We start from the raw sequence: 24,033 nt of genomic DNA, 5'->3' as shown, positions 1-24,033 counted from the left end.
AGATTTCGACGGTCCAATACAGCGTTATATTGTTACAAACCCGCGTAAATTTTACGACCGCCAAGCGCTTGCCGATGAGCCCGGCACCGTCCCATTCGAAAACAACACTTTACGCGCCCTAGAGGGTATTTTTGGCTCTAGCTTATAAGCCCGGCCGCCAGGAACACCGCGACACCAGTAACTCGCTGTCTTTATAATTGATTAGGCAATATTCTGCCACTCCAGTCCGCCAACCACGGACTCCAGCACAAACCCGCTTTCGCCAGAGGAGGTCGTCATCATGCAAAGCATTGCCGAATTTTTCGGGACCAAGGATTTTATGCCGCACGGGTACTGCCTGGCCTGGAGTCCGGGCCTGCTCTGGCTGATGGTGACTTCCGATGCGATTATGGCTTTGGCCTATTTTACCTATCCGATCGGCATCGCCTACTTCGTTTGGAAACGGAAAGACTTGTCCTACCGTTGGCTGTACCTCGGCTTTTTTATCACCTTCATTCTGACCTGCGCCGCCACCCATCTGTTATCGGTGGTGACGGTCTGGATTCCGCTTTACTGGCTGGATGCCTATGTCAAAGCCGTATCCGCCCTGGTGGGCATCGCCACCTCTTTCGCGATCTGGTGGGTCATACCGCGCGCGCTGAAATTGCCAAGCCCGGCGGAATTGCAGCGCGCCCGCGATCAGGCCGAAGCCGCCAACAAAGCCAAAAGCGTGTTTTTGGCTAACATGAGCCACGAACTGCGCACACCGCTGAATGCCATTCTCGGTTTTTCCAGCCTGATGCAAAAAGATCCGCAGCTCCCGGCCAGCCAACACCACAATCTGGCCATCATCAACCGCAGCGGCGAACATTTGTTGAGCTTGATCAACGACGTACTGGAAATGGCAAAAATCGAGTCCGGCCGGCTGCAATTGGAACGTAGCCGCTTCGATCTCGGCGCCATGATCCGCGACGTCAGCGACATGATGTCGATGCGGGCGCGGGACAAGGGTTTGCAATTGTTAATCGACCAAACTTCGGAATTTCCGCGCTTCGTTTGCGGCGACGAGGCGCGTCTGCGCCAAGTGTTGATCAATCTGCTCGGTAACGCCTTGAAATTTACCCAGCAAGGCGGCGTCACACTGCGTCTGGGCACACAACAAAACAACCACAGCCATCTAAGGATCGAAGTGGAAGATACCGGTCCCGGTATCGCCGACAGTGAGCGGGAGCACATCTTCGAGCCCTTCGTGCAACTCGGCGACCAGGGCGACAGTAAAGGTACCGGCTTGGGCTTGACCATTACCCGCCAGTTCGTGCAACTGATGGGCGGACAGCTGACGCTGGAAAGTAGTGTCGGCAAGGGTTCGTTGTTCCGTATCGATTTACCGCTGCCGGAGTTGGCGGAGCCGGAGGTCCGTGCCAGCGCAGCGGATAGCCTCGGCGAAGTGACCGGCCTGGCCCCCGGCCAACCGCAATATCGGATTTTGATCGTCGAGGATCAACTGGAAAATCAGCTGCTACTCGGCCGGCTGATGACCGATATCGGCATGCAAATCCAGGTAGCCAAAGACGGCGCGCAAGGCGTGGCAGTGTTCGAATCCTGGCAACCGCACTTGATCTGGATGGATCGGCGTATGCCGCACATGGACGGCATGCAAGCCACCCAAGCCATCCGGCAGTTGCCAGGCGGCGATCGGGTCAAGATTGTCGCGGTCACCGCCTCCGCGTTTATGGAGCAGCGCGAGGAAATGCTGCAAGCCGGTATGGACGACTTCATCCGCAAACCCTACCGGGCCGAAGAAATTTACGCCTGTCTGGCCAAACACCTCGGCGTCGAATTCGTTTACCGGACGGAAACCGCCGCTGCCCAGGACGCAAGCTTGGACCCGGCGATGATTGCCGCCCTGCCGGAACCATTGCGGAAAGACTTGAAAACGGCACTGGAAAGCCTGGAACAAGCGCGCATAGCCGAAGTCTTGGAACGCATCGGCGGCGTAGATCGGCCGCTACAAAAAACCCTGGCGCTATTGGTCGACAACTTCGACTATCCAGCTATTCTTAAATATCTGTAAAGCTGCTCTGGACAACTACGCCAGTGAACGGAAAAATCCTCGCCGTCGACGACACCCCGGACTCCCTAAAATTGTTGACCCAACTGTTGCAGTCGGAGGGCTACGAGATCCGCTCGGCCATCAATGGCGAACTGGCTTTGCAGTCGGCGTTGCTCAATCCGCCGGAATTGATCCTGCTCGACGTGCGCATGCCGGACATGGACGGCTTCGAGGTATGCCGCCGCTTGAAAGCCTACCCGCAAACCCGCAGCGTGCCGGTCATCTTCGTTACGGCGTTATCGGAGATCAACGAAAAAGTCGACGGCTTTAAATTGGGCGCCGTCGATTTTATTACCAAACCCTACCAGCGGGAGGAGTTGTTGGTCCGGGTCCGCACCCATCTGGAAATGGCGCGCTTGCGAAACGGCCTGGAATCTCTGGTCAACGAACGCACCGCGGAATTGAAAGCCAATATGCTGTCGTTCGTCACCGCGATCGCATCGACGGTGGAAATGCGCGATCCATACACGGCCGGCCATCAACGCCGCACGGCTCATCTGGCGTCGGCAATCGCCCAACAAATGGGACTCGGCCCGGATTTAATCGAAGGCCTGAGCCTGGCCGGGGTGGTTCACGACATCGGCAAAATCAAAGTGCCGGCCGAAATTTTATGCAAACCGGGAAAGCTGGACGAACTGGAGTACGGTCTGATCAAACTCCACCCGCAAACCGGTTACGAAATCCTGAAATCGATCGATTTTCCCTGGCCGATCGCCCAGACCGTATTGCAACACCACGAACGGTTGGACGGATCGGGCTATCCGCAGGGCAAGGCCGGGGCGGACATTCTGCCGGAAGCCAAGATTCTGGCTATCGCCGATGTGGTCGAAGCGATGATTTCCCACCGCCCTTACCGGCCCGGCCTGGGCATAGCCGCCGCTTTACGGGAGATTGCCGAGCACCGCAACACGCTATACGACGCCGCTGCGGTCGATGCCTGTCTGACTCTGTTCCAAGAAAAGCATTACCAACTGCCGGCTTGAACGGCGCAGCCACCAGTCCAACCGCAAATATCGATTCACATGATGAACATCCCGAGTTTCTATCTGGAACCCGCCAATTATGCCGCTGACTTTCCCGACCTGCATTACCTCAGAACCGAAGTGTTCGTCGTCGAGCAAGGTATTGCGCCGGAAATCGAATTCGACGATTTGGACCGGGATTGCCGGCATCTGATTGCCCGCGACGCCGAGCGGCGGCCCATCGGTTGCGGCCGTCTGTCGCCGACCGGCAGAATCGGCCGAATGGCGGTACTGCCGGCATGGCGCCGGCAAAAGGTTGGCGAATCGCTATTGCGCGGCTTGATCGAACTGGCCGGCAATTTGGGGCTAAGCGAAGTCACCGCCCACGCCCAAACCGCAGCGCTGGGGTTTTACCGGCGCTACGGTTTCCAAACCGTCGGCGCCGAGTTCCTCGAAGCCGGGATTCCGCATACCGCAATCCGTCTGACCATTGCCGCGCCGGCGCCGATGTCCCGCCAGAGTGAGGACGCGCCTGAACCAAGCGTACCCGCCATACGCCTGCAAACGCCGGAAGCGGCGGCGGAAGCAGCCTTGGCTTTGGTCCAGCAAGCCCGCCGCCTGCTCTGCATCTACAGCCGCAACCTGGATTCGCGGCTCTACAGCCAAAAACCGCTGGTAGAAGCCTTGAAACAATTCGCGTTGCGTAACCAGCGCGGCGCCGAAGTCCGCATCATCGTTCAGGAACCGGAAGCGATTCGCGGCCAACAACTTCCTTTAATCGATTTGGCGCAACGTTTGCCGTCTTATATTGCGATCAGGGCAGCGGTCGAAGCCGAGGATTTGAATTTTAGGCCGGCATTCATCGCCAACGACAACGGCGGTTATTTGTTTCAATTGCAGAGCGACCGCTACGACGGACACTGGAGCCCGAATTTACCGGCGCAAAACCGGCAATTGAGCGAGGAATTCGAACGGGTATGGCAAAGGGCGCGGATTTGCAGCGAGTTCCGCGCCTTGGCACTTTAGGAAGCCGACAAGTCACTTAATCTCGCAATTAAAACAACAAAGCCCGGCGAATTCCAGCCCATAATTGTTTTCTCTCGCGAAATAAACAATGCATTCAAGCACATATTGTAAATTGATCCAGCCGGGCTATAGTGAAACCGTCGTTAGCGCAATTCGGTTCGAAACGGCACCAGCCGCACCCGGCCAATCCCGCTAACGTTCCCTCGCTCACAGCGGTGAACTCCTGCACCGCGCACTCTACGGCCTCTATCGCTGCCTGATAGAGGCTTTTTTTGCGCCCGGCCGAATCTCGGCAGCAACCTGCGGCGCTTCAGCCGGGACGGTACCCTTCTTCCATCAAAACCCGCCTGACGGCCGGGCGAGTCAACATCAGCTGATAATGCTGCCGACAACGCACCGGCAACTCGATATCCGATCGGTCGGCCCAGAATTCCACATAAAACAGCGCGGCGTCGGCAATGCCGAAACCGCCCACGGCATAGCCCTGCTCCGGCAAAGCCCGCGCCACCAAAGCCAGAGCCTGATTGACGATAGCCGTCCCCTGCCGTTTGACTTGGTCGTACTGGGCAGAATCGGTCCCAAATTTCTCCGGCACGAATAAGCGCTGGAAACCCTGGACGTGAATCGTAGCAACCACATAATCCATCAATTCGATCGCTTGCGCAGCCTGATCCGGACCGGTCGCCAATAGCCCTGCTTTGGGGTAAGTTCGCGCCAGCCAATAGGCGATGGCCTGGAATTCGGTGATGGCCGAACCGTCGTCTTTAACCAAAACCGGGATCGTCGCTTTCGGGTTAATCGCCAAAAACTCGGGCTTGTGCTGGTCTCCGGCCAGCAGATTGACGATTTGCGCTTCGAACACCAAGTCCAGTTCTTCCAACAAAATATGGATACCGGTCGAACAGGAACCGGGCGTCATGTACAGTTTCAGCATTGGCCCTCCAGAAAATGCCGGTTCAAATCGAGCGCGAAAGTTTTCCATAAACCGGCAATCTCCCGACGCGTCGCATTCAGGTAATCCCGGTCCGGTTTATGTTCTTCCGCAAAATTCGACAGCGCGCAGGAAGTGCGGTGTTTATCGACCGCGAACAAAATCAACTCGTCGCTAAATCCGGCAAATGCGGTCAAGACTTGGCCGGTGAGTTCGCTCATACCGTTTTCGACCCCGACCTGGCTGGCGTCGAACGGCAGCGCTTTCAGCTGTTGCAAGGCCTGTGGATAAAATGCCGCCAGCACCGCCACCAGATTCCGCTGGAAGCAACCCTGCCACTGTTGGCTCGCCAAATCGGCAGCCAAGCGCTGTTGATATTGGCGCTGCAAGAGCGGTTTGGCTTCGGCGATAAAACAAGCGAAGTCTTGCAAAGGCTTGGCGTTCAATTGGGTTTCCATGGTGGGATCCGTTCCGAGTTTACCGAACTGACAAACAAGATACGGACCAGTTTGCAAGGGCCGCGACCGGCCCTGACCGCAACCGCCGACTGAAAAATATCTGAAATAAAATCAATCGCCTACGTCCGTTTACAGTATACGCAGATCGCTTCCCGCTACTGCCGATCCGACACAAGCCGCATTGCAGATCCTACATATCCCTAAGAGTTGCGGGGTTTGCGACATAGCAAAACGTCGGCTGCAAACCAAAATCAGCCTAAGTCCAGATAATCCCGCTATTCGTAAGACTTCGCGGCGACGCCAAACACCGCCGCTCCTCCAAACATTGCATGTACTTGGAGCTAGGCGCGAAGGCTGCTTGGCCTTTGCGATTCTTTAGCCCCGTTTTGCAACCACTATGCTGAATCCTGGATTGTCTGCGCGAATGCCGAATTTTGTCCGCTGACCGGTAACCGGATCGGCAACGCCGGCCCTGGCGGCCGCTGCCTCAGGCGTAATACAGCTTGCGTAATTCCAGCATAGACGCCGCAACCAACTCGGCGCTATCGCTGGCGCGCTTTACCGCATAACCGGCTTTGCCCAAGGTGATTTCCTCGCCGGCGGCGGCGTAACCGACCACGTTGTGACCGACATCGAGATCCCTGCGGTGCAAGCCGCCATACTGGGTGTTGAAATCGGCCAGCAGTCCGCAATGCGGCGGATTCATGACCGATCCCCACCACGACAATTGGGCAACATCGTGACTCCAAAAATCGCCGATCGCTTCCGGCGGCAGGCAGCGCTCCACCAGACGGTCCCCGATCACCGCATACTGGCGCCGGCTGATTTTTCCCGGTTCGTCGCCGACGTTGTCGCGGCATTCCAGAATCTCGCCGTTAACGAAACTCTCGGTCGCCGGCACCACCCGGTTCCACTGGCCATCTAATGCTTTGTGCTCGAACATTTTGCCTTTCTCCAATTACAGTTGAACGAAACCTACGGGAAGGCGGGCAACGGCATTCCCGGACATCGACACTGCAAGCAAATTCGCGGCCAATTCTCGGTAAGCCGGGCAGCGGGATTGCCGCTTTCAGGATATTTTTAAAAACAAGGATTTAGCCATCATCCTTAGCGCAAATCCGGCATTGGCAGCCCGATAATGGCCCGCACCCATCGGGTTTTGCAGGTCCGGACACGACAATTTGTCGGCTTTGCATTGTGCGCCGGTAAGGCGTACCCGGTTAAACCCCAACGCTCTGTAGCCGGAATTACTCGGCTTGGCTGTGCCCGTCGGCAAATCGAACGTAGCGGATAGGTCACGAAACGTTAAACCTAGAAAAAGCAGTTGAGCCGAAATAGAGCCCGTTCGTCCTGAGATTCGAAGGATGGGCGGGATTTTTGATTCACCCAACGGACCAGCGTGTTGTGAGCCACTCATACTTCGACCTTGCACCGCATATATGCCCTAGAGGGCACGAACGGCACACAACACACGTCAACGACTCGTTCCAGATGAAACAAAGACAGACAGCGGTGATAGCCGCGGTTGGTGTTAGATGTGGCATAGGCCACGGTTCGATAGAACAATTTGAATAACCGGCTAAAATTCAGGGTTTCCGAAACCGTAGGAATAATCTGACGGGTGCTTCGAATAATGAATAATTCCATCCCAACCCTTGATGATTTGGATTTCCGCTTACTGTTCGAATCGTCGCCCGACCTTTACCTGGTGTTAAATCCACAATTGGAGATCGTCGCCGCCAGCGATGCCTATACCCGCGCCACCTTGACTCGCCGGGAAGACATCTTGGGGAAAACGATGTTTCAAATTTTTCCCGACAATCCCGTCGATCCCACGGCGGAAGGCCAACGCAACTTGCGCGCATCCTTGCAGCGGGTGTTGTTGTCCGCCAAACCTGACGCGATGCCGGTACAGAAATACGACATTCCCCGGCGCGACGGCCAGGGTTTTGAGGAACGTTACTGGAGCCCGATCAATACCCCCATTCTGGGCAAGGATGGCAGCATTGCCTATGTGCTGCATCGGGCCGAAGATTTGACCGAGTTTATCCGCGTCAAACAACTCGGCGTAGAGCAAAGCCAGCTCAACGACACGCTACGCGCCCAGGCCGTCAAAATGGAAGTCGAGCTGTTCGCCCGCAGCAAAGAAGTCGCGGCCGCCAGCGCGGAATTGAAGGCAGCCAACCAGGAATTGTCGCGCCTGTATGCCAAAACCTTGGAATTGGATGAACTGAAGACCCAGTTTTTTGCCAACGTCAGCCACGAGTTTCGCACGCCGTTGACTTTGATGCTGGGACCGCTGGAAACGTTATTGGCCCGCTTCGCTCCGCAAGGCCCGCAGCCCGCCGCAAACGAATACGAGCAGCTTAGCCTGATGCATCGCAACAGCTTGCGTCTGCTGAAATTGGTCAATTCGCTGCTCGATTTTTCCAGGATCGAGGCCGGGCGGATGGCAGCGGCCTTTGAGCCGACCGATCTGGCTACCTATACCGCCGAACTGGCCAGCCTGTTCCGCTCGGCTGCCGACAAGGCGGGTTTAAAGCTTGCCGTCTCTTGCCCGGCTTTGCCGGAACCGGTGTACGTGGATCGGCAAATGTGGGAAAAGATCGTCCTCAATCTGCTCAGCAACGCCTACAAACATACCTTTTCCGGCGAAATCGGGGTGGCGCTACGCTGGCGCGAGACCTCGGTCGAACTGACGGTGCGCGACACCGGTGTGGGAATTGCGCCGGATCAACTGGAACATGTATTTGACCGCTTCCACCGGGTGCCCAATGTCCGCTCGCGCAGCCACGAGGGCAGCGGCATCGGCCTGGCTTTAGTGCAAGAGCTGGCCCGCTTGCACGGCGGCGCGGTCGTAGTAACCAGTACGCCGGATGTCGGCAGCACATTTACCGTGACCATCCTCGCCGGCACCGCGCATCTGCCGGCAGAGCAGCTCCATCCGTCCCGGACGGCGCAAGCTCATCCGCTGGGCGCCGATTTTTTCGCCGAGGAAGCACTGCGTTGGGAATTGGAGACGGAACCGGAATATGGCACAGACCAACAAATCGGAACGGCTGGATCGACACCGTTAAGTGCCGAGTTGACCGCCCACATCGTGGTTGCCGACGATAACGCCGACATGCGCGGTTATGTTGCCCGGCTGTTACGAAAACAAGGTTACGCTGTCACGGCGGTGCGCGACGGCTTAGCGGCGCTGGCAGCAGTACGCCAGCGCCGACCGGATCTGGTGCTGACCGACATTATGATGCCGGGTCTGGACGGCATCGGTTTGCTGAGCGCCCTGCGGGAAGATCAAGAAACCAGCACGATTCCGGTCATTTTGCTCTCGGCTCGGGCCGGAGAAGAAGAACGCATCGAAGGCCTGAAACACCGAGCCGACGACTACCTGACCAAGCCCTTCAGCGCCCGGGAACTACTGGCTCGTGTTGGGGCGTACATTGAAACAGCACGGCTACGCAAAGAGGCTGAAATCCAGTTACGTATCCAGGAAAACGAACGCGAATTTCGCGCCTTTTTCGATCTGGCCGCCGTGGGCATCGCGCAAGTTAGTCCCGAAGGACGGTGGATGAGAGTCAACCAAAAACTGTGCGACATCGTCGGCTATTCTCGGGAAGAACTAGTAACGAAGACATTTCAAGACATCACTCACCCGGATGATCTCCATACCGATCTCGGCTATATGCAGAGGATGCTGATCGGAGAGATCGATACCTACTCCTTGGAGAAGCGTTATTTGCGTAAGGATGGCGCCGTCGTCTGGATCAATCTGACCGTCGCCCTGGTTCGTGGCGATACCGGACAGCCGAGGTACTTCATCTCTGTAGTAGAAGACATCACCGGGCGTAAACAACTTGAGATTGAGCGGCAGAAATTCTTCCTGCTGGCTGAAAGCAGCAGCGAATTCATTGGCATGTGCGACCTCGATATGAATCCCCTCTATGTTAATCCCGAGGGTCGGCGCATGGTCGGTCTACCGGATATGGCCGCCGCCTGCCGGATCAAGGTACAGGACTATTTCTTTCCGGAAGATCGGCGTTTCATCGCTGAGGAGTTCTTCCCGCGCGTGCAACAGGAGGGTCACGGCGACGTGGAGACCCGCTTACGGCACTTTCAGACCGGCGAACCGATTTGGATGAACTACTACCTGTTCAGTGTCTACGACGCCGCCGGCATGCCCATCGGCTGGGCAACTGTCAGCCGCAATATAACCGAACGCAGACAAGCAGAGGCGGCGCTGCGCGAGAGCGAGTCGCGGCTGCGGTCTGTTACGGATAACATATCCATCGGCATTGTCACGCTTGATCGCAATAGGCAATACAGGTTTGTTAACCCTGCCTATGTCCGTATTCTTGGCCTTGCTCAGTCAGCCGACGAGCTGATTGGCAGATCGCCGTCCGAGGTACTGGCATCCAGTTATGCGACGCAGATTTCGCCACGCCTCGACCGAGCCTTCGCCGGTGAAAAGGTGGTATACGAATTGATTCGGCCACTTGCCTCTGAGGCCGCGCCAAGACAATACACCGTCATCTACGAGCCGATACGTGATGGCGAAGAAATTGATGGCATCATTGTCATCATCTATGACATTACCCAGCTGAAGCAGACTGAAAATGCCTTGCGCGAGAGCGAGCGCGAATTTCGAGTTCTAACCGAGGCCATGCCGCAAATTGTCTGGGCGACACGCCCTGACGGCTGGAATGTCTATCATAACCAGCGCTGGGTCGAATATACCGGTCTGACACTTGAAGAAAGTTATGGTCATAGCTGGATAGAACAAGTTCACCCTGATGATAGGCAACGTGCCTGGGAAGCCTGGCAACGCGCGACCCAGCATCATGACAGCTACTCCGTGGAATTTCGCTTGCTACGGGCAGACGGCGTATACCGGTGGTGGTTGGCCCGGGGCATGCCACTGTTAAACGCACAAGGGCAAATCGAAAAATGGTACGGCACCTGTACCGACATTCAAGAATTAAAAGAAGCGGAAACCGTTATCCGTGAAAATGAAACCAGGTTGCATTTTGCTTTGGAGATGTCGAATACCGGCGCCTGGGAAGTGGATTTGGAAACGCACGCCGCGTATCGCTCCATCGAACACGCCCGTATTTTCGGCTATTCCGACACAGCGTCGGCATGGTCGGTCGACAAATTCCTGGAGCATGTGCTGGCGGCAGACCGGGCCAGGGTCGCGGCAGTGCTGCAAGAGGCGTTTGCCAGCGGCGGCGAAGGCAAATTCGAATGCCGGATTCGGCGTACCGATGGCGAAATCCGCTGGATCATGGTCGCCGGCCGCTATCGCATCCACCGAACGGACGGCAAAAGCCAGGTTGCCGTGGGCGTCATTCAAGACATTACCGACAGTAAACTCTTTCAGGAAGAACTCAAGCAACACCGCGACCAGTTGGAAATATTGGTTGCCCGCCGCACCGAAGAACTGGAAAAAGCCAAGGCCTTGGCGGACACCGCCAACCATGCCAAGAGCGCCTTCCTGGCCAATATGAGCCATGAAATCCGCACGCCGATGAATGCCGTGCTCGGTTTTTGCTATCTATTGGAACAGCGTCATCTGGACGGCGAATCGCTGGCCTTGGTGCGCAAAGTCCACAATGCCGGGCATACGCTATTGTCCCTGATCAACGATATCCTCGACTTTTCCAAGATCGAGGCCGGGCGGCTGGATATTGAGCGTGCGCCGTTCAAACTGACCGAAATACTGGACAACCTTGCCGCTATCATGGCGACGGCCGCCCACGATAAAGACCTGGAATTAATCATCACCCCACCTGCCGAAATCGACGCCTTGGTTGGCGATGCCTTGCGTCTCCAGCAAATATTAATCAACTTGCTCAGCAACGCGATCAAATTTACCGAACGCGGCGAGGTCGAGTTGCGCGTTAGCGTGGAATCTGCGGACAAACAACAATGTCAGCTGCGTTTTGGGGTGCGCGATACCGGCATCGGTATTTCCAGCGCACAGCAGTCACTGATTTTCTCGGCTTTCGGCCAAGCCGATAGCAGCATCAGCCGCCGATTCGGCGGCACCGGCTTGGGCTTGAGCATCAGCATGCAACTGGTGGAACTGATGGGCGGCAGCCTGCAAGTGACCAGCGAAGTCGGCCAGGGCAGCGAATTCTGGTTCGTGTTGCCGTTGCAGCGCGACCAGCGCGTGGAACGCCGGCCTAGCCAACTGGCTCGGCTCGAATTGCTGATCGCAGATGACTGCGCCACCGTGCGCGACGCCCTGTCCGTTGTTACGGACTCTCTGGGGTGGCTGGCCGATACCGCCGCTTCCGGCGAATCCGCCCTGATGCAAGCACTGACCAGGATGGATAGCCAACGTTTTTACGATGCTATCGTATTGGATTGGAAAATGCAGGGTCTGGACGGGCTGAATACCGCTAACGCTATACGGCGCGCGCTTCAGGAAAAACGCCAGGACTTGGACCCGCCGATACTACTGATGGTCGCCGCTCATTTGCGCGAAGAATTATTGGCCCAACCGGGTATCGAGACAGTGGCCAAGGTACTCAGCAAGCCGGTCACCGCCTCGACGCTCTACTCTGCCGTCGCCGACTCGTTAAACCAACGCGGTCTGGGGCTATTTCGGCCCGATCCGCCGCCGATCGCCGCCGCCGGCAATCGCCGCATTCCCGGCGTGCGCGTGCTGGTGGTCGACGATAGCGATATCAACCGCGAAGTGGCAAAAGGCATCCTGGAAGCAGATGGCGCAATCGTCGATACGGCCTGCGACGGCCAGGACGCGCTGGAATGGCTGCGAGTCCACCCCGATACGGTGGATATCATATTGATGGACTTGCAAATGCCGCGCCTGGACGGCTATGTCGCCACCCGCATTATCCGCGAGGATGAACGCTGGCGGGAGTTACCCATCGTCGCACTGACCGCCGGCGCCTTCCAGGAATTGCGCGATGCGGCGCAGGCATCCGGCATGAGCGATTTTGTAGCCAAACCGTTCAACGTGGCGCAAATGATGGAAACCATTCAACGCTGGACCGGATGCTCGGCAGGAAAGGCCATCTCTGGCGTTAGCGGCGCAAGCGTAGCCGTCGGCTCGGCAAGCGTATCGCCGCCGCCGGCGGCCGGCACTGGAGAAACCGAATTGCCGGCTATCGATCTGGCGGCCGCGCGCGGCCAATGGGGCCAGCTCGACGTCTATCGCACTTATCTGGACAAATTCGTCGCCGCGTACGCAGTGTGCGGAACCTCTATCGCCGCCGCCTGCCACGAAGGCGACCTAAAAACTGCCGGGGATCTGGCACATAAACTGTGCGGCGTGGCCGGAACCTTGCGGCTATCCCGAGTCGCCGAGCTGTCCCGCAAACTGGAAACACGCTTGAATGGGGGCGAAGCGGCATTTAAACTGGCGGCAGAATTGCAAGTCGCGATAGATCAGGTATGCGCGGCAGTCCACGCTTGGCCTGAAACCGAAAACCCCGCGGTCGAGCCGGAGCCGGCTGCCGGCCCGCTTGGGGACGAGTTGCATGATTTGTTCGCGGGCATGCTGAAAGCGCTCGACCGTAACGATCCCGATGATTCTGAAATCTGGCTGGACCGGCTGCGGCAGCACCCGGACCCCATCCAACTGACCGAGTTGGACGCGCTGCTGGCCGACTTCGATTTCCGCGGAGCGGAGGCCGCCGTGCGCAGTCTGGTGCAGCACCTGAATTTATCGATACCGGAGTAAGCCATGCCTTACGGCCCTATCCTCATCGTCGACGATGAGCCCACCAATTTGGCCATCCTACGCCGTACGCTGAAAGACGAGCACCGGTTAATGCTGGCTCGAAACGGTGCAGAAGCGCTCGAGCTGGCGGGTAAGCATCATCCCTGTCTGATCCTGCTCGATATCCAAATGCCGGAAATGGACGGCTATGCGGTCTGCCGCGCCCTGAAAGCCAATCCGGCGACCGAGGCCATCCCGGTGATTTTCGTCACCACGCTGTCCGAATTGGAAAAAGAGGAAGCCGGCTTCGACGCAGGCTGCGTCGACTATTTGATCAAACCGGTTTACCCCCGGATCGTGCGGGCGCGGGTGCGGACCCACCTATCGCTGGTGCAGGCCAAACGCTTGGAGAGAACCTACGGCGAGGCCATCGCCATGCTCGGTAAAGCCGGCCATTACAACGACAGCGATACCGGGCTGCATATCTGGCGCATCGCGGCTTACGCCCGGCAACTGGCCGAGGCCGTCGGCTGGCCCAAAGAGAATTGCGTGTTGCTGGAGCAAGCCGCGCCGATGCACGACACCGGCAAAATCGGCATTCCCGACTCGGTGTTACGCAAACCCGGCCAACTGGATGCCGACGAATGGGCCATCATGCGCAGCCATTGCCGAATAGGCTACGAAATCCTGTCCAGCAGCGACGCGCCGGTATTCGTGTTGGCCGCCGAGGTCGCACTTCGCCATCATGAGAAATGGGACGGCAGCGGTTATCCCGACGGCTTGCGCGGCGAAGCGATTCCCGAATCGGCGCGCATCGTCGCGCTGGTCGACGTGTTCGACGCCTTGACCATGAAACGCCCGTATAAAGACGCTTGGTCGGTGGAACGGGCTATGGAAACCTTGCGCGAAGGCGCGGGCCGCCATTTCGACCCTACCCTGGTCGAGGCATTCGAATCCTGCCTGCCGCGCATTTTGGAAATCAAGGCCGGTTGGGACAGCCGCGAAGCACAGCAAGGCGCCTGATCCCACCGCCAAAGCCGAATTGGCGCTGCCGCTGTGCGCCCTCCGCTAACCGCAAATAACCAATTCCGACTAATTCTTTGTCAGATTTCAGGTTTCAAATTACCGAAGGCCGTCATTCCGGCATGGACTCATGTCAGGGCGTCCTGCCTGACCCCCTGCGGGTAATCCAAATCCGTTCCAGACCGATTTTTGCCGGAGCCGAAGCCGCATACCTCAGCTCGGTATTCATACCCTGGCCGCCGGTCGCCGAGTTGTGGTTATAATCGGCCATGCCTTTATCTGCCGCCTTTACCCGCCAATGCCTCGACTTGCTCGGCGCCGCCAACGTCGTCACCGAACCCGAGCGCTTGCGGGTTTACGAATGCGACGGCCTGTCGGCCTACCGCACCCTGCCGGAGCTGGTGGCGCTGCCGGAAACCGCCGAGCAAGTCCTGGCGTTGATGCGCTTATGCCGCGAGCAGCGGGTGCCGATCGTACCGCGTGGCGCCGGTACCGGTCTCGCTGCCGGCGCGATGCCGGTGGCCGGCGGCATCGTGGTCGGTTTGAGCAAGATGAACCGCATCCTGGCGCTCGATCCGCTGAACCGCACCGCCACGGTCCAGCCCGGCGTCAGAAACCTGGCCATTTCCGAAGCCGCCAAAGCGCACGGCCTGTTTTACGCACCGGACCCTTCGTCGCAAATCGCCTGCAGCATCGGCGGCAACATCGCCGAAAATGCCGGCGGCGTGCACTGCCTGAAATACGGCTTGACCGTGCACAACGTGTTGCAGATCAAATTGGCGACGATAGACGGCGAGTTGCTGACGCTGGGCGGCCCCGGCCTCGATGCGCCGGGCTACGACCTGCTGGCGTTGGCGATAGGCTCGGAGGGTTTGCTGGGTATCGTGGTCGAAGCCACCGTCCGGCTGCTGCCGTTGCCGCCGGCGACGCGGGTGCTGTTGTCGGCTTTTCCCAGCGTCGAGCAAGCCGGCGCGGCGGTGGCAGCCGTGATCAGCTCCGGCTTGCTGCCGGCCGGCCTGGAGCTGATGGACAACCCGGCCATCCGCGCCACCGAAGCCTTCGTCCACGCCGGCTATCCGCTCGATGCCGCGGCATTGTTACTGTGCGAACTGGACGGTTTGCCGGAACAGGTGGCGGCCGACAGCGAACGCGCCATCGCGGTGCTGACGGCGGCCGGGGCCAGCGAAATCCGAAGCGCCGACGACGAAGCGCAACGCAAACGCTTCTGGGCCGGCCGCAAGGCCGCATTTCCGGCGGTCGGTCGCATTGCCAGCGATTACTACTGCATGGACGGCACGATTCCGCGTAAACACCTGGCCGAGGTGTTGCGCCGAATTTCCGAAATGTCGGCCGAATTCGGCCTGGCGGTCGTCAACGTATTCCACGCCGGTGACGGCAATTTGCATCCTTTGATTTTGTACGACAACGGTGTCGACGGCGAATTTGCCAAAGCCGAGGCCTTCGGCGGCAAAATACTGGAACTGTGCGTCGCGGTCGGCGGTACCATCACCGGCGAACACGGCGTCGGCAGCGAAAAAATTCCCTATATGTGCGTGCAGTTCGGCAGCGGCGAATTGGAGCAGTTCCAGCGCTTGAAACGCGCCTTCGACCCTTACGCTCTGTTGAATCCGGGCAAGGCGGTGCCGACCTTGCACCGCTGCGCCGAACTCGGGCGGATGCACGTCCATCGCGGCGAACTGCCGCATCCGGATCTGGAGCGATTCTGATGGCCGCCGATAGGAGCGCCGAATTGCGCGAGCACATCGAACGGGCCGCGGCGACCAACACGCCGCTGCGCATCGCCGGCGGCAACAGCAAAGCCTTTTATACCGGACCGGTAGCAGGCGCCGAACTATTGGAAGTAGCCGGACACACCGGCATTGTCGGTTACGAACCCAGCGAACTGGTGGTGACGGTCCGCGCCGGCACCCGTCTGGCCGAGCTGGAAGCCGTGCTGGCCGGACATGGCCAGATGTTGGGCTTCGAGCCGCCTTATTTCGGCGCCGACGCCACCATCGGCGGCACGCTGGCCTGCGGTTTTTCCGGCCCGCGCCGGCCATTCGCCGGCAGCGCCCGCGATTTCGTGTTGGGTTGCCAGATCGTCAACGGCCTCGGCGAGGAGCTGAATTTCGGCGGCCAGGTCATCAAAAACGTGGCCGGTTTCGACGTGTCGCGGCTGATGGTCGGCGCGCTGGGCAGCCTGGGTCTGTTGTTGCAGAGCTCGTTGCGGGTACTGCCCAGGCCGGAAACCGAGACGACCGTGGCATTCGCGCCGGCCGAAGCGGCCGCCGCGATCGAGTTCATGAACCGTCTGACCGGCCAGCCCTGGCCGTTGTCGGCGCTGGCTTACGCCGGCGGCCGGGTCCGGGCCAGGCTGTCCGGCGCCTCAGCCGCGGTAAGCGCCGCCGCAACCAAGATCGGCGGCGATATCGACGCCGACGGCGACGCGTTCTGGCAGGACTTGCGCGAACAACGTTTGCCGTTTTTCCAGCAGCCGGGCAATTTGTGGCGGATTGCGATGGCGCCGGCCGCGCCGCAACCCCAACTGGCCGGCGATTGGCTGCTGGATTGGGGCGGCGCCCAGCGCTGGCTGAAAACCGGCGAATCGGCCGCAGCGGTGCATCGGGCCTGCGCCGCTGCCGGCGCCCAGGCACGGCTGTTTCGCGGCGAGGCCGGTTCGGACCGGCAGCGCATCGCGCCGGAATTGGCCGCGCTGCAGCGCCGCGTGCGCCAGGCCTTCGATCCGCTCGGCCTGTTCGTCCCCCTCCCGGATTAAGCCCATGCAAACCCGCATCGATCCAAGCCTGGCCGGCCACCCCGGTATCGACGCCGCTCAAGCGGCGTTGCAGCGCTGCGTCCATTGCGGCTTTTGCAATGCCGCCTGCCCCACCTACCGTTTGCAAGGCGACGAACTGGACGGGCCGCGCGGCCGGATTTATCTGATCAAACAACTGCTGGAGGGCCAGAACGCCACCGCCTCCAGCCAACACCATCTGGACCGCTGTCTGGGCTGCCGCGCCTGCGAATCGGCCTGCCCGTCCGGCGTCGAGTACGGCCGCTTGCTCGATGTGGGCCGGGAAATCGCCGCCGGCCGGATCGCACGGCCGTGGCGGCAGCGCTGGCTGCGCCGGGCCTTGCTGGCGATACTGCCCTACCCGCGCCGGCTGTCGCCGCTGGCCGCACTGGCGCGGCTGGCGAAACCGTTGCTACCGGCCGCGTTACGGGCCAAGGTACCGGCCAAACCGGCGCTGGAAACCTGGCCGCCGCTAAGCCACCGGCGGCGGATGCTGATCCTGGAAGGTTGCGTGCAGCCGGCGCTGGCGCCGCGCATCAATGCCGCCGCGGCGCGGGTGCTGGACCGTCTTGGCATCAGCGTGATTCGAGGCCAAAGCGCGTGTTGCGGCGCGCTGGCTCACCATCTGGACGAGCGCGAAGCGGCACTGGAGGCGATCCGGCGCCGGATCGACGCCTGGTGGCCGGCATTGCAGGCCGAGGCGGAAGCCATCGTCATCACCGCCAGCGGCTGCGGCACCATGGTCAAAGATTACGGCTATCTGCTGCGCGACGACCCGGACTATGCCGCAAAGGCGGCGCAAGTGGCGGCCAAAGCCAAGGATATTGCCGAAATCATTCGAGCCGAGGACACCGCCAAATTGGCGGCCTGCCCACGCAAAATTGCGTTTCAGGCGCCTTGCAGTCTGCAACACGGCCAAGCGTTGGCCGACGTCGTCGAAAGTCTGCTGACCGGCCTGGGTTTCGAGTTGGCGGCGGTGGCCGATGCCGGCTTGTGCTGCGGCTCGGCCGGCAGCTATTCGTTGTTGCAACCGGAATTGTCCGGCCGCCTGCGCCTGGCCAAACTTACCGCACTGCAAGCGGGGCAACCGGAATTGATCGCCAGCGCCAACATCGGCTGCCTGCTGCACCTGCGGGAAACGGCGGGAGTGCCGGTCGTGCACTGGATCGAATTACTGGACAGTGCGGACGGTTTAAACCTTTAAGGGCCGGACGATGGCAAGGTTCGGCGCCGCAAGCAGCGCATAGCTTTCGGCCAACTGCACTAAGAATTCAGGAGCAAAATCCGCCGGGAAGGCCTAACTTAAACTACCAAAAGGGAGCATCCCATGAACCACAAACTATCTGTCGCCGCCCTGATTCTGATCGCGGCAACCGCCGCCGGCCGAAGCGAGGCGGCAAATTTTTCCAGCGTTTATGCCTTCGGCGACTCGCTGTCCGACAGCGGCAAAAGCGCCTCTTCGGTCTGGAGCATTTACAATTTTTTAAATGGTTATCCGGGACCGATCAATCCCAACGGCAATTGCGATTCCAACCATCCCTGCCCGCCCTATTTTGAAGGCCGCTATTCCAACGGCCCTGCCGCCGTGGAGCGGGTGGCGAATGCGGTTTTGCCCGGTGGCGCCAACGCCGGCAATTTTTTCAATTACTCGGTTTCCGGCGCCACCAGCGGCATCGGTAACTTCGGCGACGGCGGCTCGCAGTCGGTCCCCGGCGGTTTCGCTCTACCGGGCATCGCCCAACAAATCGGTTTTTATCTGAACACCGCCGCCCCGACCGCCAATGCCCTGCACTTCGTCTGGGGCGGTGCCAACGACTATCTGACCGACGTCTATATCCCGCTGGCAACTCAATCCGGCCTCGACCCCAGAGCAGTCGCCAAAAACGCGGCACAAACCGCCGCAACCAACATCGCCGGTTACGTCGGTGCGTTGGCGGCTTTCGGCGCAGAAACGATCTTGGTGCCCAACTTGCCCGATTTGGGCTTGACGCCTTTCGTCACCAGCCAAGGCCAGGGCGTGATCGACCCGGCGCGCGAATATTCGTTGACCTTCAACCAAACCCTGGCCAGTTTATTGGGTCTGGTCGACAACCAGTTCGCCGCCACCGACATCGTCGAATTCGACTCGTTCGGTTTATTCAATGCCATCGTCGCCAATCCGGCCGGATTCGGCTTCGGCGACGCGGTCAGCGCCTGCGTCAGCTTACCCGACGCCTGCGCCGATCCGAATAATCATGTGTTTTGGGACGATTTCCATCCGACGGCGGCGATGCATGCGCTGGTCGCCAACGCCATGGTCAGCCAGGTACCGTTGCCGGCTGCCGGCTGGTTGTTCGCCGCCGGCTTGTTCGCACTGTGCCGCCGCCCCCGGTTTACCGCGCCGGCCAGCGCATAAGCTCTGCTTGGTTGCGGCCGGTTCAAGCAGCCGGCCGCAGGACGTCAACCGGGACGGCCTCGATTCAACTCGGCAATGGCCCGCTGCAAGGCCTCGATCAACTCGTCGGCTTGGCGCAACGCATGCTCGTCGCTAAGCCAGGCCGAACGCAACACCCGAATCGCAACCGCTTCCAACTCCGGCGCGCAGACATTGCCGGCCATGCCTTTTAAATTGTGAGCCATCTCCTTGAATACCTCTAAATCCCGGCTTGCTAGCGCTTGGCGCAATAGTTCGGCATCGCCTGCGTGATGCTCGGCCGCCATTCGAATCAAACGGTCGACGAAATCGGTTTGATTCGGAAACTTTTTGGCAAGCGCCGACCAATCGACTGCCGGCAGTGGCGCCGGCTCCGCGATGCCTAAACTCAAAGGCGCTAAGGCCGGCTTGGCACCGGCAATGCCAATCTGATCGCGCAAGGCCGACACCAGGGTTTCGATATCGAGCGGCTTGGTCAAAGTCGCCGCCATTCCCGCCGCCAAACAGCGCATATGTTCTTCTTTCAGGGCGTGAGCGGTCTGGCCTATCACCGGCAGCGCCGGCGCAATTTGCCTGATGAGCCGGGTTGCTTCGAGCCCGTCCATCTCCGGCATCTGTACATCCATCAACACCAGATCGAAGTTCTGCGGCGCGTGTTGCACCGCTTCGACGGCCAAACGCCCGTTAGCGACCATCTGCACTTCGGCGCCTTCCTGGCGCAGAAAATCCTCCAGCACCAGCTGATTGATCGCATTATCCTCGGCGGCCAGTATCCGCAGGCCGGCCAGACGCCTTTCGCCGGTAGTGCGGGTGATTGCAACCGGATTGTCGCAGTGATCGATCAGCCGCAGCGGTAGGCGCAGAGTAAAGGTGCTACCCAGACCCAGTCTGCTGTCGACCTCGAGCGTACCGCCCATCATTAGCGCCAGACGCCGGCTAATCGCCAGGCCCAGGCCGGTGCCGCCGAATTTGCGGGTGGTGGCGCTGTCGGCCTGTTCGAACGCCTCGAACAATCGAGCCAAATTGGATTCGGCAATACCGATGCCGGTATCGCGGACGCGAAACACCAACTCGCCGCCCTCGCAGTTGCCGCTTAGGCAGATTTCGCCGGTCTGAGTAAATTTGATGGCGTTGGCAATCAGGTTGATCAGGATCTGGGAAATTCTGACCGGATCGCCCAGGCAGGCCTTGGGCAATGCGTCGTTTTGGACTAGCAATTTCAGGTTCTTAGCGGCGCCGGCCTCGGCAAAGGTTTGCAAGGCAGCGTCGGCCAAATAGCCGGGATCAAGCGGCACGCTTTCGATTTCCAGCTTGCCGGCTTCGATTTTGGAAAAATCCAGAATATCGTTGATGATGGTCAGCAACAATTTGCCGGAATCGAGAATACGGGAAAATATCTCCTGGGTTTCGCCCCGGCCCACACTGTCGCGGTAACCGATCTGGGCCAGACCGAGCACGCCGTTAAGCGGCGTACGGATCTCATGCGACATATTGGCCAAAAACTCGCTTTTCATCCGCGCCAATTGCTCAGCGGCCCGGCGCGCGTCTTCCCTGGCCTGATCCGCCAAGTAACGTTCGGTATTGTCGTAGAAGCTCATTACCGCGCCGGACAAGCAGTCGCCGTTCCAAACCGGCTGCGTGGCAACGGAAACTTGCAGCGCATGGCCGCCGGCACGCCAAAACACCTCGCTGTCCAGCCGCAACTCCTTACCGGCAACAACCGCATGGAACAAAGGGCAGGCTTCGGCAGCACAACGCCGGCCATCGGCTCGCCGGTAATGGATCACATCGTGCACGTTACGGCCCAATATATCCTCGACCGCATAACCCAACAATTGCGCCGCCGCCGGATTCGCCATCCGCACCAAACCTTGGGCATCGAGTTCGAATATGCCTTCCGCGGCCGACTCGACCACTTGCCGGTAGCGTTGTTCCGCTTGCCTGGCTTCCCCGGTTCGGGCTTCGACCAGGCGCTCCAGATGAAACCGGTGTTTTTCCAGTTCGGCTTCGGCCTGCTTGAGATGAGTCACATCGGAAACGATTGCATAAAATCCCCTGACCTCGTGGTCCCTGATATCGGGAATGTATTGCACCATGGCATGACGCCCCGGGCGGTCGTTACGCGCCGGGTATTCGGTATCGAATACCTGTTTTTCGCCGCGCAACACCGCCGCAACCCGAGGCAGATTGCTCGGATAAACCCCCTCCGGCAACACTTGGCCCATGTGTCTACCCCGCATCACTGCGGGATCGATGCCGAACCAATCCGCGTAAGCGGCGTTGCCGAAGCGATTGACCAAATCTTTATCCCAGTACCCGATCATGGCCGGGACATTGTCGAGGATGGTACGGTAAAAAACTTCCCGTACCGCCAGTTCCGCTTCTTTGGCCTTGAGCGCCCGCAGATCGAAAATCGTTGTCATCAGGCCTAAAAAATTGCCATGGGCATCGCGGATACTGGATACGGTCAGAAACACCGGCACGGCACTACCGTCTTTGGCTTGCCGCACAACTTCCCGCGCGCAACCGCCCTGCTCGAAAGCCTGCCGCAATATGTCCAGTTGTTCGACTCTGCTGTCCGGGTCGTCCGGCACCAGAAAACTCGGGTGGCGGCCGCAGACCTCATGCTCGGCATAGCCGAATAATTGCAAAAACGCCGGATTGACAAATTCAATGGTGCCGTCGGCAGCGGCGATTACATTGGGAGCCGCGGATTGACGCAAGGCCTCCGACAGGCGGTAGCGTTCGCTCTCCGCGGCCTTGCGTTCGGTAATGTCTTCGGAGAAGAAAACAACGCCGCCGACCGAACCATCTCGCGCCGGCCATGGCCGTACCTCCCATTTCAACCATTGCACGCTGCCGTCGCTACGCCGGAAACAATCCTCGTCTTTGCGGATCACCTCCCCGGCCAGGCCGCGGCGATGAACAGCTTTCCAGTCGTCGCCGATCTCCGGAAACACGGCATAATGCGATACGCCGTACAATGCGGTGTCGCCCAAGCGGTAATCCTCGCGCCAGCGTTTGCTGGCCGCCAGGTAACGCATGTCCCGGTCGAACATCGCCAATGCCGCCGGCGCATGTTCGATCAATATCCGCAACCGCTCTTCGCTGTCGGCCAAGGCGTCTTCGGCCCGCTTGCGCTGAGTAATATCCAACACCGACAACAACATTTCGTCGCCCAACCGGACCCGGCCGAGCAGCACGGTTTTGCTGCTGCCGTCCTTGCACTGCACCGATAACTCGGATTGGGTTAACTCGGCTTCCGCCAGTTCGGCCCACCGCTGCCGGCAAAGCTCGGATTGCTGCAGACTCGATTCGGGATCGGCGATCACCTTGTCCCGCCAATCTTCTATGCTGGGCAATTCGTCCGGGCCATAGCCGAACAGATTGACGAATTCGCGGTTCATCGAGACGAAGGCGCCATCGCGGTTGCTGGTGGAAAAGGCCACGGGCGACTGCTCGTACATCTGGCGAAAGCGGGCTTCGCTGGCCGCCAACGCTATTCGCTGTTCCTCGATAGTATCCATCAAGCGTTTGCGCTCGGTCACGTTGCGGGCAACGGCGAACATGCCGATCGGCAATCCGTTGCGGCCGACGACCGGCCCTTTGATGGTCGAAAACTCCAGAATCAGACCGTCCCGGTTTTCCAGATGTTCGTCCAGCATGATAGGTTTGCCGCTCAGCATTGCCGCCCTATCGTTGGTCATGAAGGCCATACCGACTTCCACCGGAAACAGCGCCAAGTCGTCTTTGCCGATGATTTCCGCGAGCGGTTTGCCGACGAATTCACAGGTGGCGGCGTTGGCCAGCACGTATCGGCCTAGCGCATCCTTGGCGAATACCGCATCCGGGGTACCGTCGACGATGGCTTGCAGCAGGTAGCGGGTGGCTTGCGCTTCCACCAACGAACGCTGCAAGCGCCCGCTCAGAGAGGACAAGGTAATCCCCGACAGCAGAAAAATCGCCAATTGCAAACTTTCCACCGCCGATATCACCACGAAACTGTCCAGCGGCAGCAGGAGCCGATAGCAGACGAAACCCGTCGACAGCAGCGTCGCGGTAAACCCTGGCCCGTTGCCGCCAAGCAAGGCGCTGAACACGACCGGGATCATGAATAGCACCAGCATCGGCCGCTGACCGAACGGCATGGCGAACTCTTGCCTGACCCACATCGTCGCCAGCGTAATGCAGACGGCAAACAGGTACATGGGCCAACGCCGCGGCTTATCGAGAAAACCGGTTACCGCCGAAGTCAGATGGGATTGGGCCTGATCGGCTGCCGAAGCGGTCGCGACCGAATTCAATGCAAAAAACAGAAAACCGGTAGTGGCAACGACGAACAACACCCCTTTTGCGGTCGAAAACCAGACCACAGATTCGGTGTCGGTAATGTGAGCCAACAAGGTGTCGGATAAAAATATCCAGGCCAAACCGAGTATCAGGTAGGCCGTCGTTGCAAACAAAATAAATCGGTTTCTCGCCATGCCAAAATGTTCGAATGGTCCGGATAATGGGATCGCTTGCCAGGAGCTGATGCGCGCCCGTCTATTTCGATAATTTTGGCACAGTTTAAAATTCCTTCATCGGCAATAGATTCGAGCGGTCGTTGCCGTCATCACTATTGCAGCCGCGGACATCGGCACC

The 24,033-nt window shown here is 59.3% G+C and carries 13 protein-coding genes; 9 read left to right on the top strand and 4 right to left on the bottom strand.

What is annotated here, in order from left to right; genetic code table 11:
• The first annotated feature begins 280 nt into the window (after positions 1 to 280).
• Genes ACH518_RS13520 through ACH518_RS13510 form a run of 3 tightly spaced genes read left to right on the top strand, consistent with a single transcriptional unit; the run spans position 281 to position 4,080 of the window.
• Positions 281 to 2,053: an ATP-binding protein gene (locus ACH518_RS13520; protein ID WP_445370461.1), complete on the top strand. Its 1,773-nt coding sequence runs from the start codon at positions 281 to 283 to the stop codon at positions 2,051 to 2,053.
• Positions 2,054 to 2,076: 23 nt separating this feature from the next.
• Positions 2,077 to 3,075, top strand: a complete 999-nt coding sequence (locus tag ACH518_RS13515; protein WP_445370460.1) for an HD domain-containing phosphohydrolase — start codon at positions 2,077 to 2,079, stop codon at positions 3,073 to 3,075.
• 39 nt (positions 3,076 to 3,114) lie between these two features.
• Positions 3,115 to 4,080, top strand: a complete 966-nt coding sequence (locus tag ACH518_RS13510) for a GNAT family N-acetyltransferase (RefSeq protein WP_445370459.1) — start codon at positions 3,115 to 3,117, stop codon at positions 4,078 to 4,080.
• 310 nt (positions 4,081 to 4,390) lie between these two features.
• On the opposite strand, the gene ACH518_RS13505 is transcribed toward ACH518_RS13510, so the two are convergent.
• The 3 genes from ACH518_RS13505 to ACH518_RS13495 all read right to left on the bottom strand — a co-directional run bounded on the left by ACH518_RS13505 (position 4,391) and on the right by ACH518_RS13495 (position 6,412).
• Positions 4,391 to 5,011: a glutathione S-transferase family protein gene (locus tag ACH518_RS13505; protein WP_445372997.1), complete on the bottom strand. Its 621-nt coding sequence runs from the start codon at positions 5,009 to 5,011 to the stop codon at positions 4,391 to 4,393.
• Positions 5,008 to 5,469, bottom strand: a complete 462-nt coding sequence (locus tag ACH518_RS13500) for an amine oxidase (RefSeq protein ID WP_445370458.1) — start codon at positions 5,467 to 5,469, stop codon at positions 5,008 to 5,010. The genes ACH518_RS13505 and ACH518_RS13500 overlap by 4 nt, the downstream gene beginning before the upstream one ends.
• A gap of 487 nt (positions 5,470 to 5,956) precedes the next feature.
• A complete protein-coding gene (locus ACH518_RS13495; RefSeq protein ID WP_140911557.1) occupies positions 5,957 to 6,412 on the bottom strand; it encodes a hypothetical protein in 456 nt (151 codons plus the stop codon).
• Positions 6,413 to 7,102: 690 nt separating this feature from the next.
• Between ACH518_RS13495 and ACH518_RS13490 the strand changes: the two genes are divergently transcribed.
• From ACH518_RS13490 to ACH518_RS13465, 6 genes are all read left to right on the top strand, one after another.
• Positions 7,103 to 13,180 (top strand): PAS domain S-box protein, encoded by a 6,078-nt coding sequence (locus tag ACH518_RS13490; RefSeq protein WP_445370457.1) that lies wholly within the window; start codon positions 7,103 to 7,105, stop codon positions 13,178 to 13,180.
• Positions 13,181 to 13,183: 3 nt separating this feature from the next.
• Positions 13,184 to 14,182, top strand: a complete 999-nt coding sequence (locus ACH518_RS13485; protein ID WP_445370456.1) for an HD domain-containing phosphohydrolase — start codon at positions 13,184 to 13,186, stop codon at positions 14,180 to 14,182.
• Positions 14,183 to 14,451: 269 nt separating this feature from the next.
• Positions 14,452 to 15,909 (top strand): FAD-linked oxidase C-terminal domain-containing protein, encoded by a 1,458-nt coding sequence (locus tag ACH518_RS13480; protein WP_445370455.1) that lies wholly within the window; start codon positions 14,452 to 14,454, stop codon positions 15,907 to 15,909.
• A complete protein-coding gene (gene glcE / locus ACH518_RS13475) occupies positions 15,909 to 16,958 on the top strand; it encodes a glycolate oxidase subunit GlcE (RefSeq protein WP_445370454.1) in 1,050 nt (349 codons plus the stop codon). Before ACH518_RS13480 ends, glcE begins: the two co-directional genes overlap by 1 nt.
• A 4-nt stretch (positions 16,959 to 16,962) precedes the next feature.
• Positions 16,963 to 18,180 carry a glycolate oxidase subunit GlcF gene (gene glcF, locus ACH518_RS13470; RefSeq protein ID WP_445370453.1) on the top strand — a complete coding sequence of 406 codons (1,218 nt, stop codon included), beginning with the start codon at positions 16,963 to 16,965 and terminating at the stop codon, positions 18,178 to 18,180.
• A gap of 123 nt (positions 18,181 to 18,303) precedes the next feature.
• Entirely contained in the window at positions 18,304 to 19,371 is a 1,068-nt protein-coding gene (locus ACH518_RS13465; RefSeq protein WP_445370452.1) for an SGNH/GDSL hydrolase family protein, read from the top strand.
• A gap of 44 nt (positions 19,372 to 19,415) precedes the next feature.
• Here the strand turns inward: ACH518_RS13465 and ACH518_RS13460 are convergent, their stop codons facing one another.
• Complete coding sequence (locus tag ACH518_RS13460) at positions 19,416 to 23,873, bottom strand: PAS domain S-box protein (protein ID WP_445370451.1); 4,458 nt, start codon at positions 23,871 to 23,873, stop codon at positions 19,416 to 19,418.
• Between the last annotated feature and the right edge of the window lie 160 nt (positions 23,874 to 24,033).

The organism is Methylomonas sp. HW2-6 (assembly GCF_052474525.1).
The sequence above is the reverse complement of the archived record's forward strand: the minus strand, read 5'-3'. Positions and strand labels throughout refer to the sequence as shown.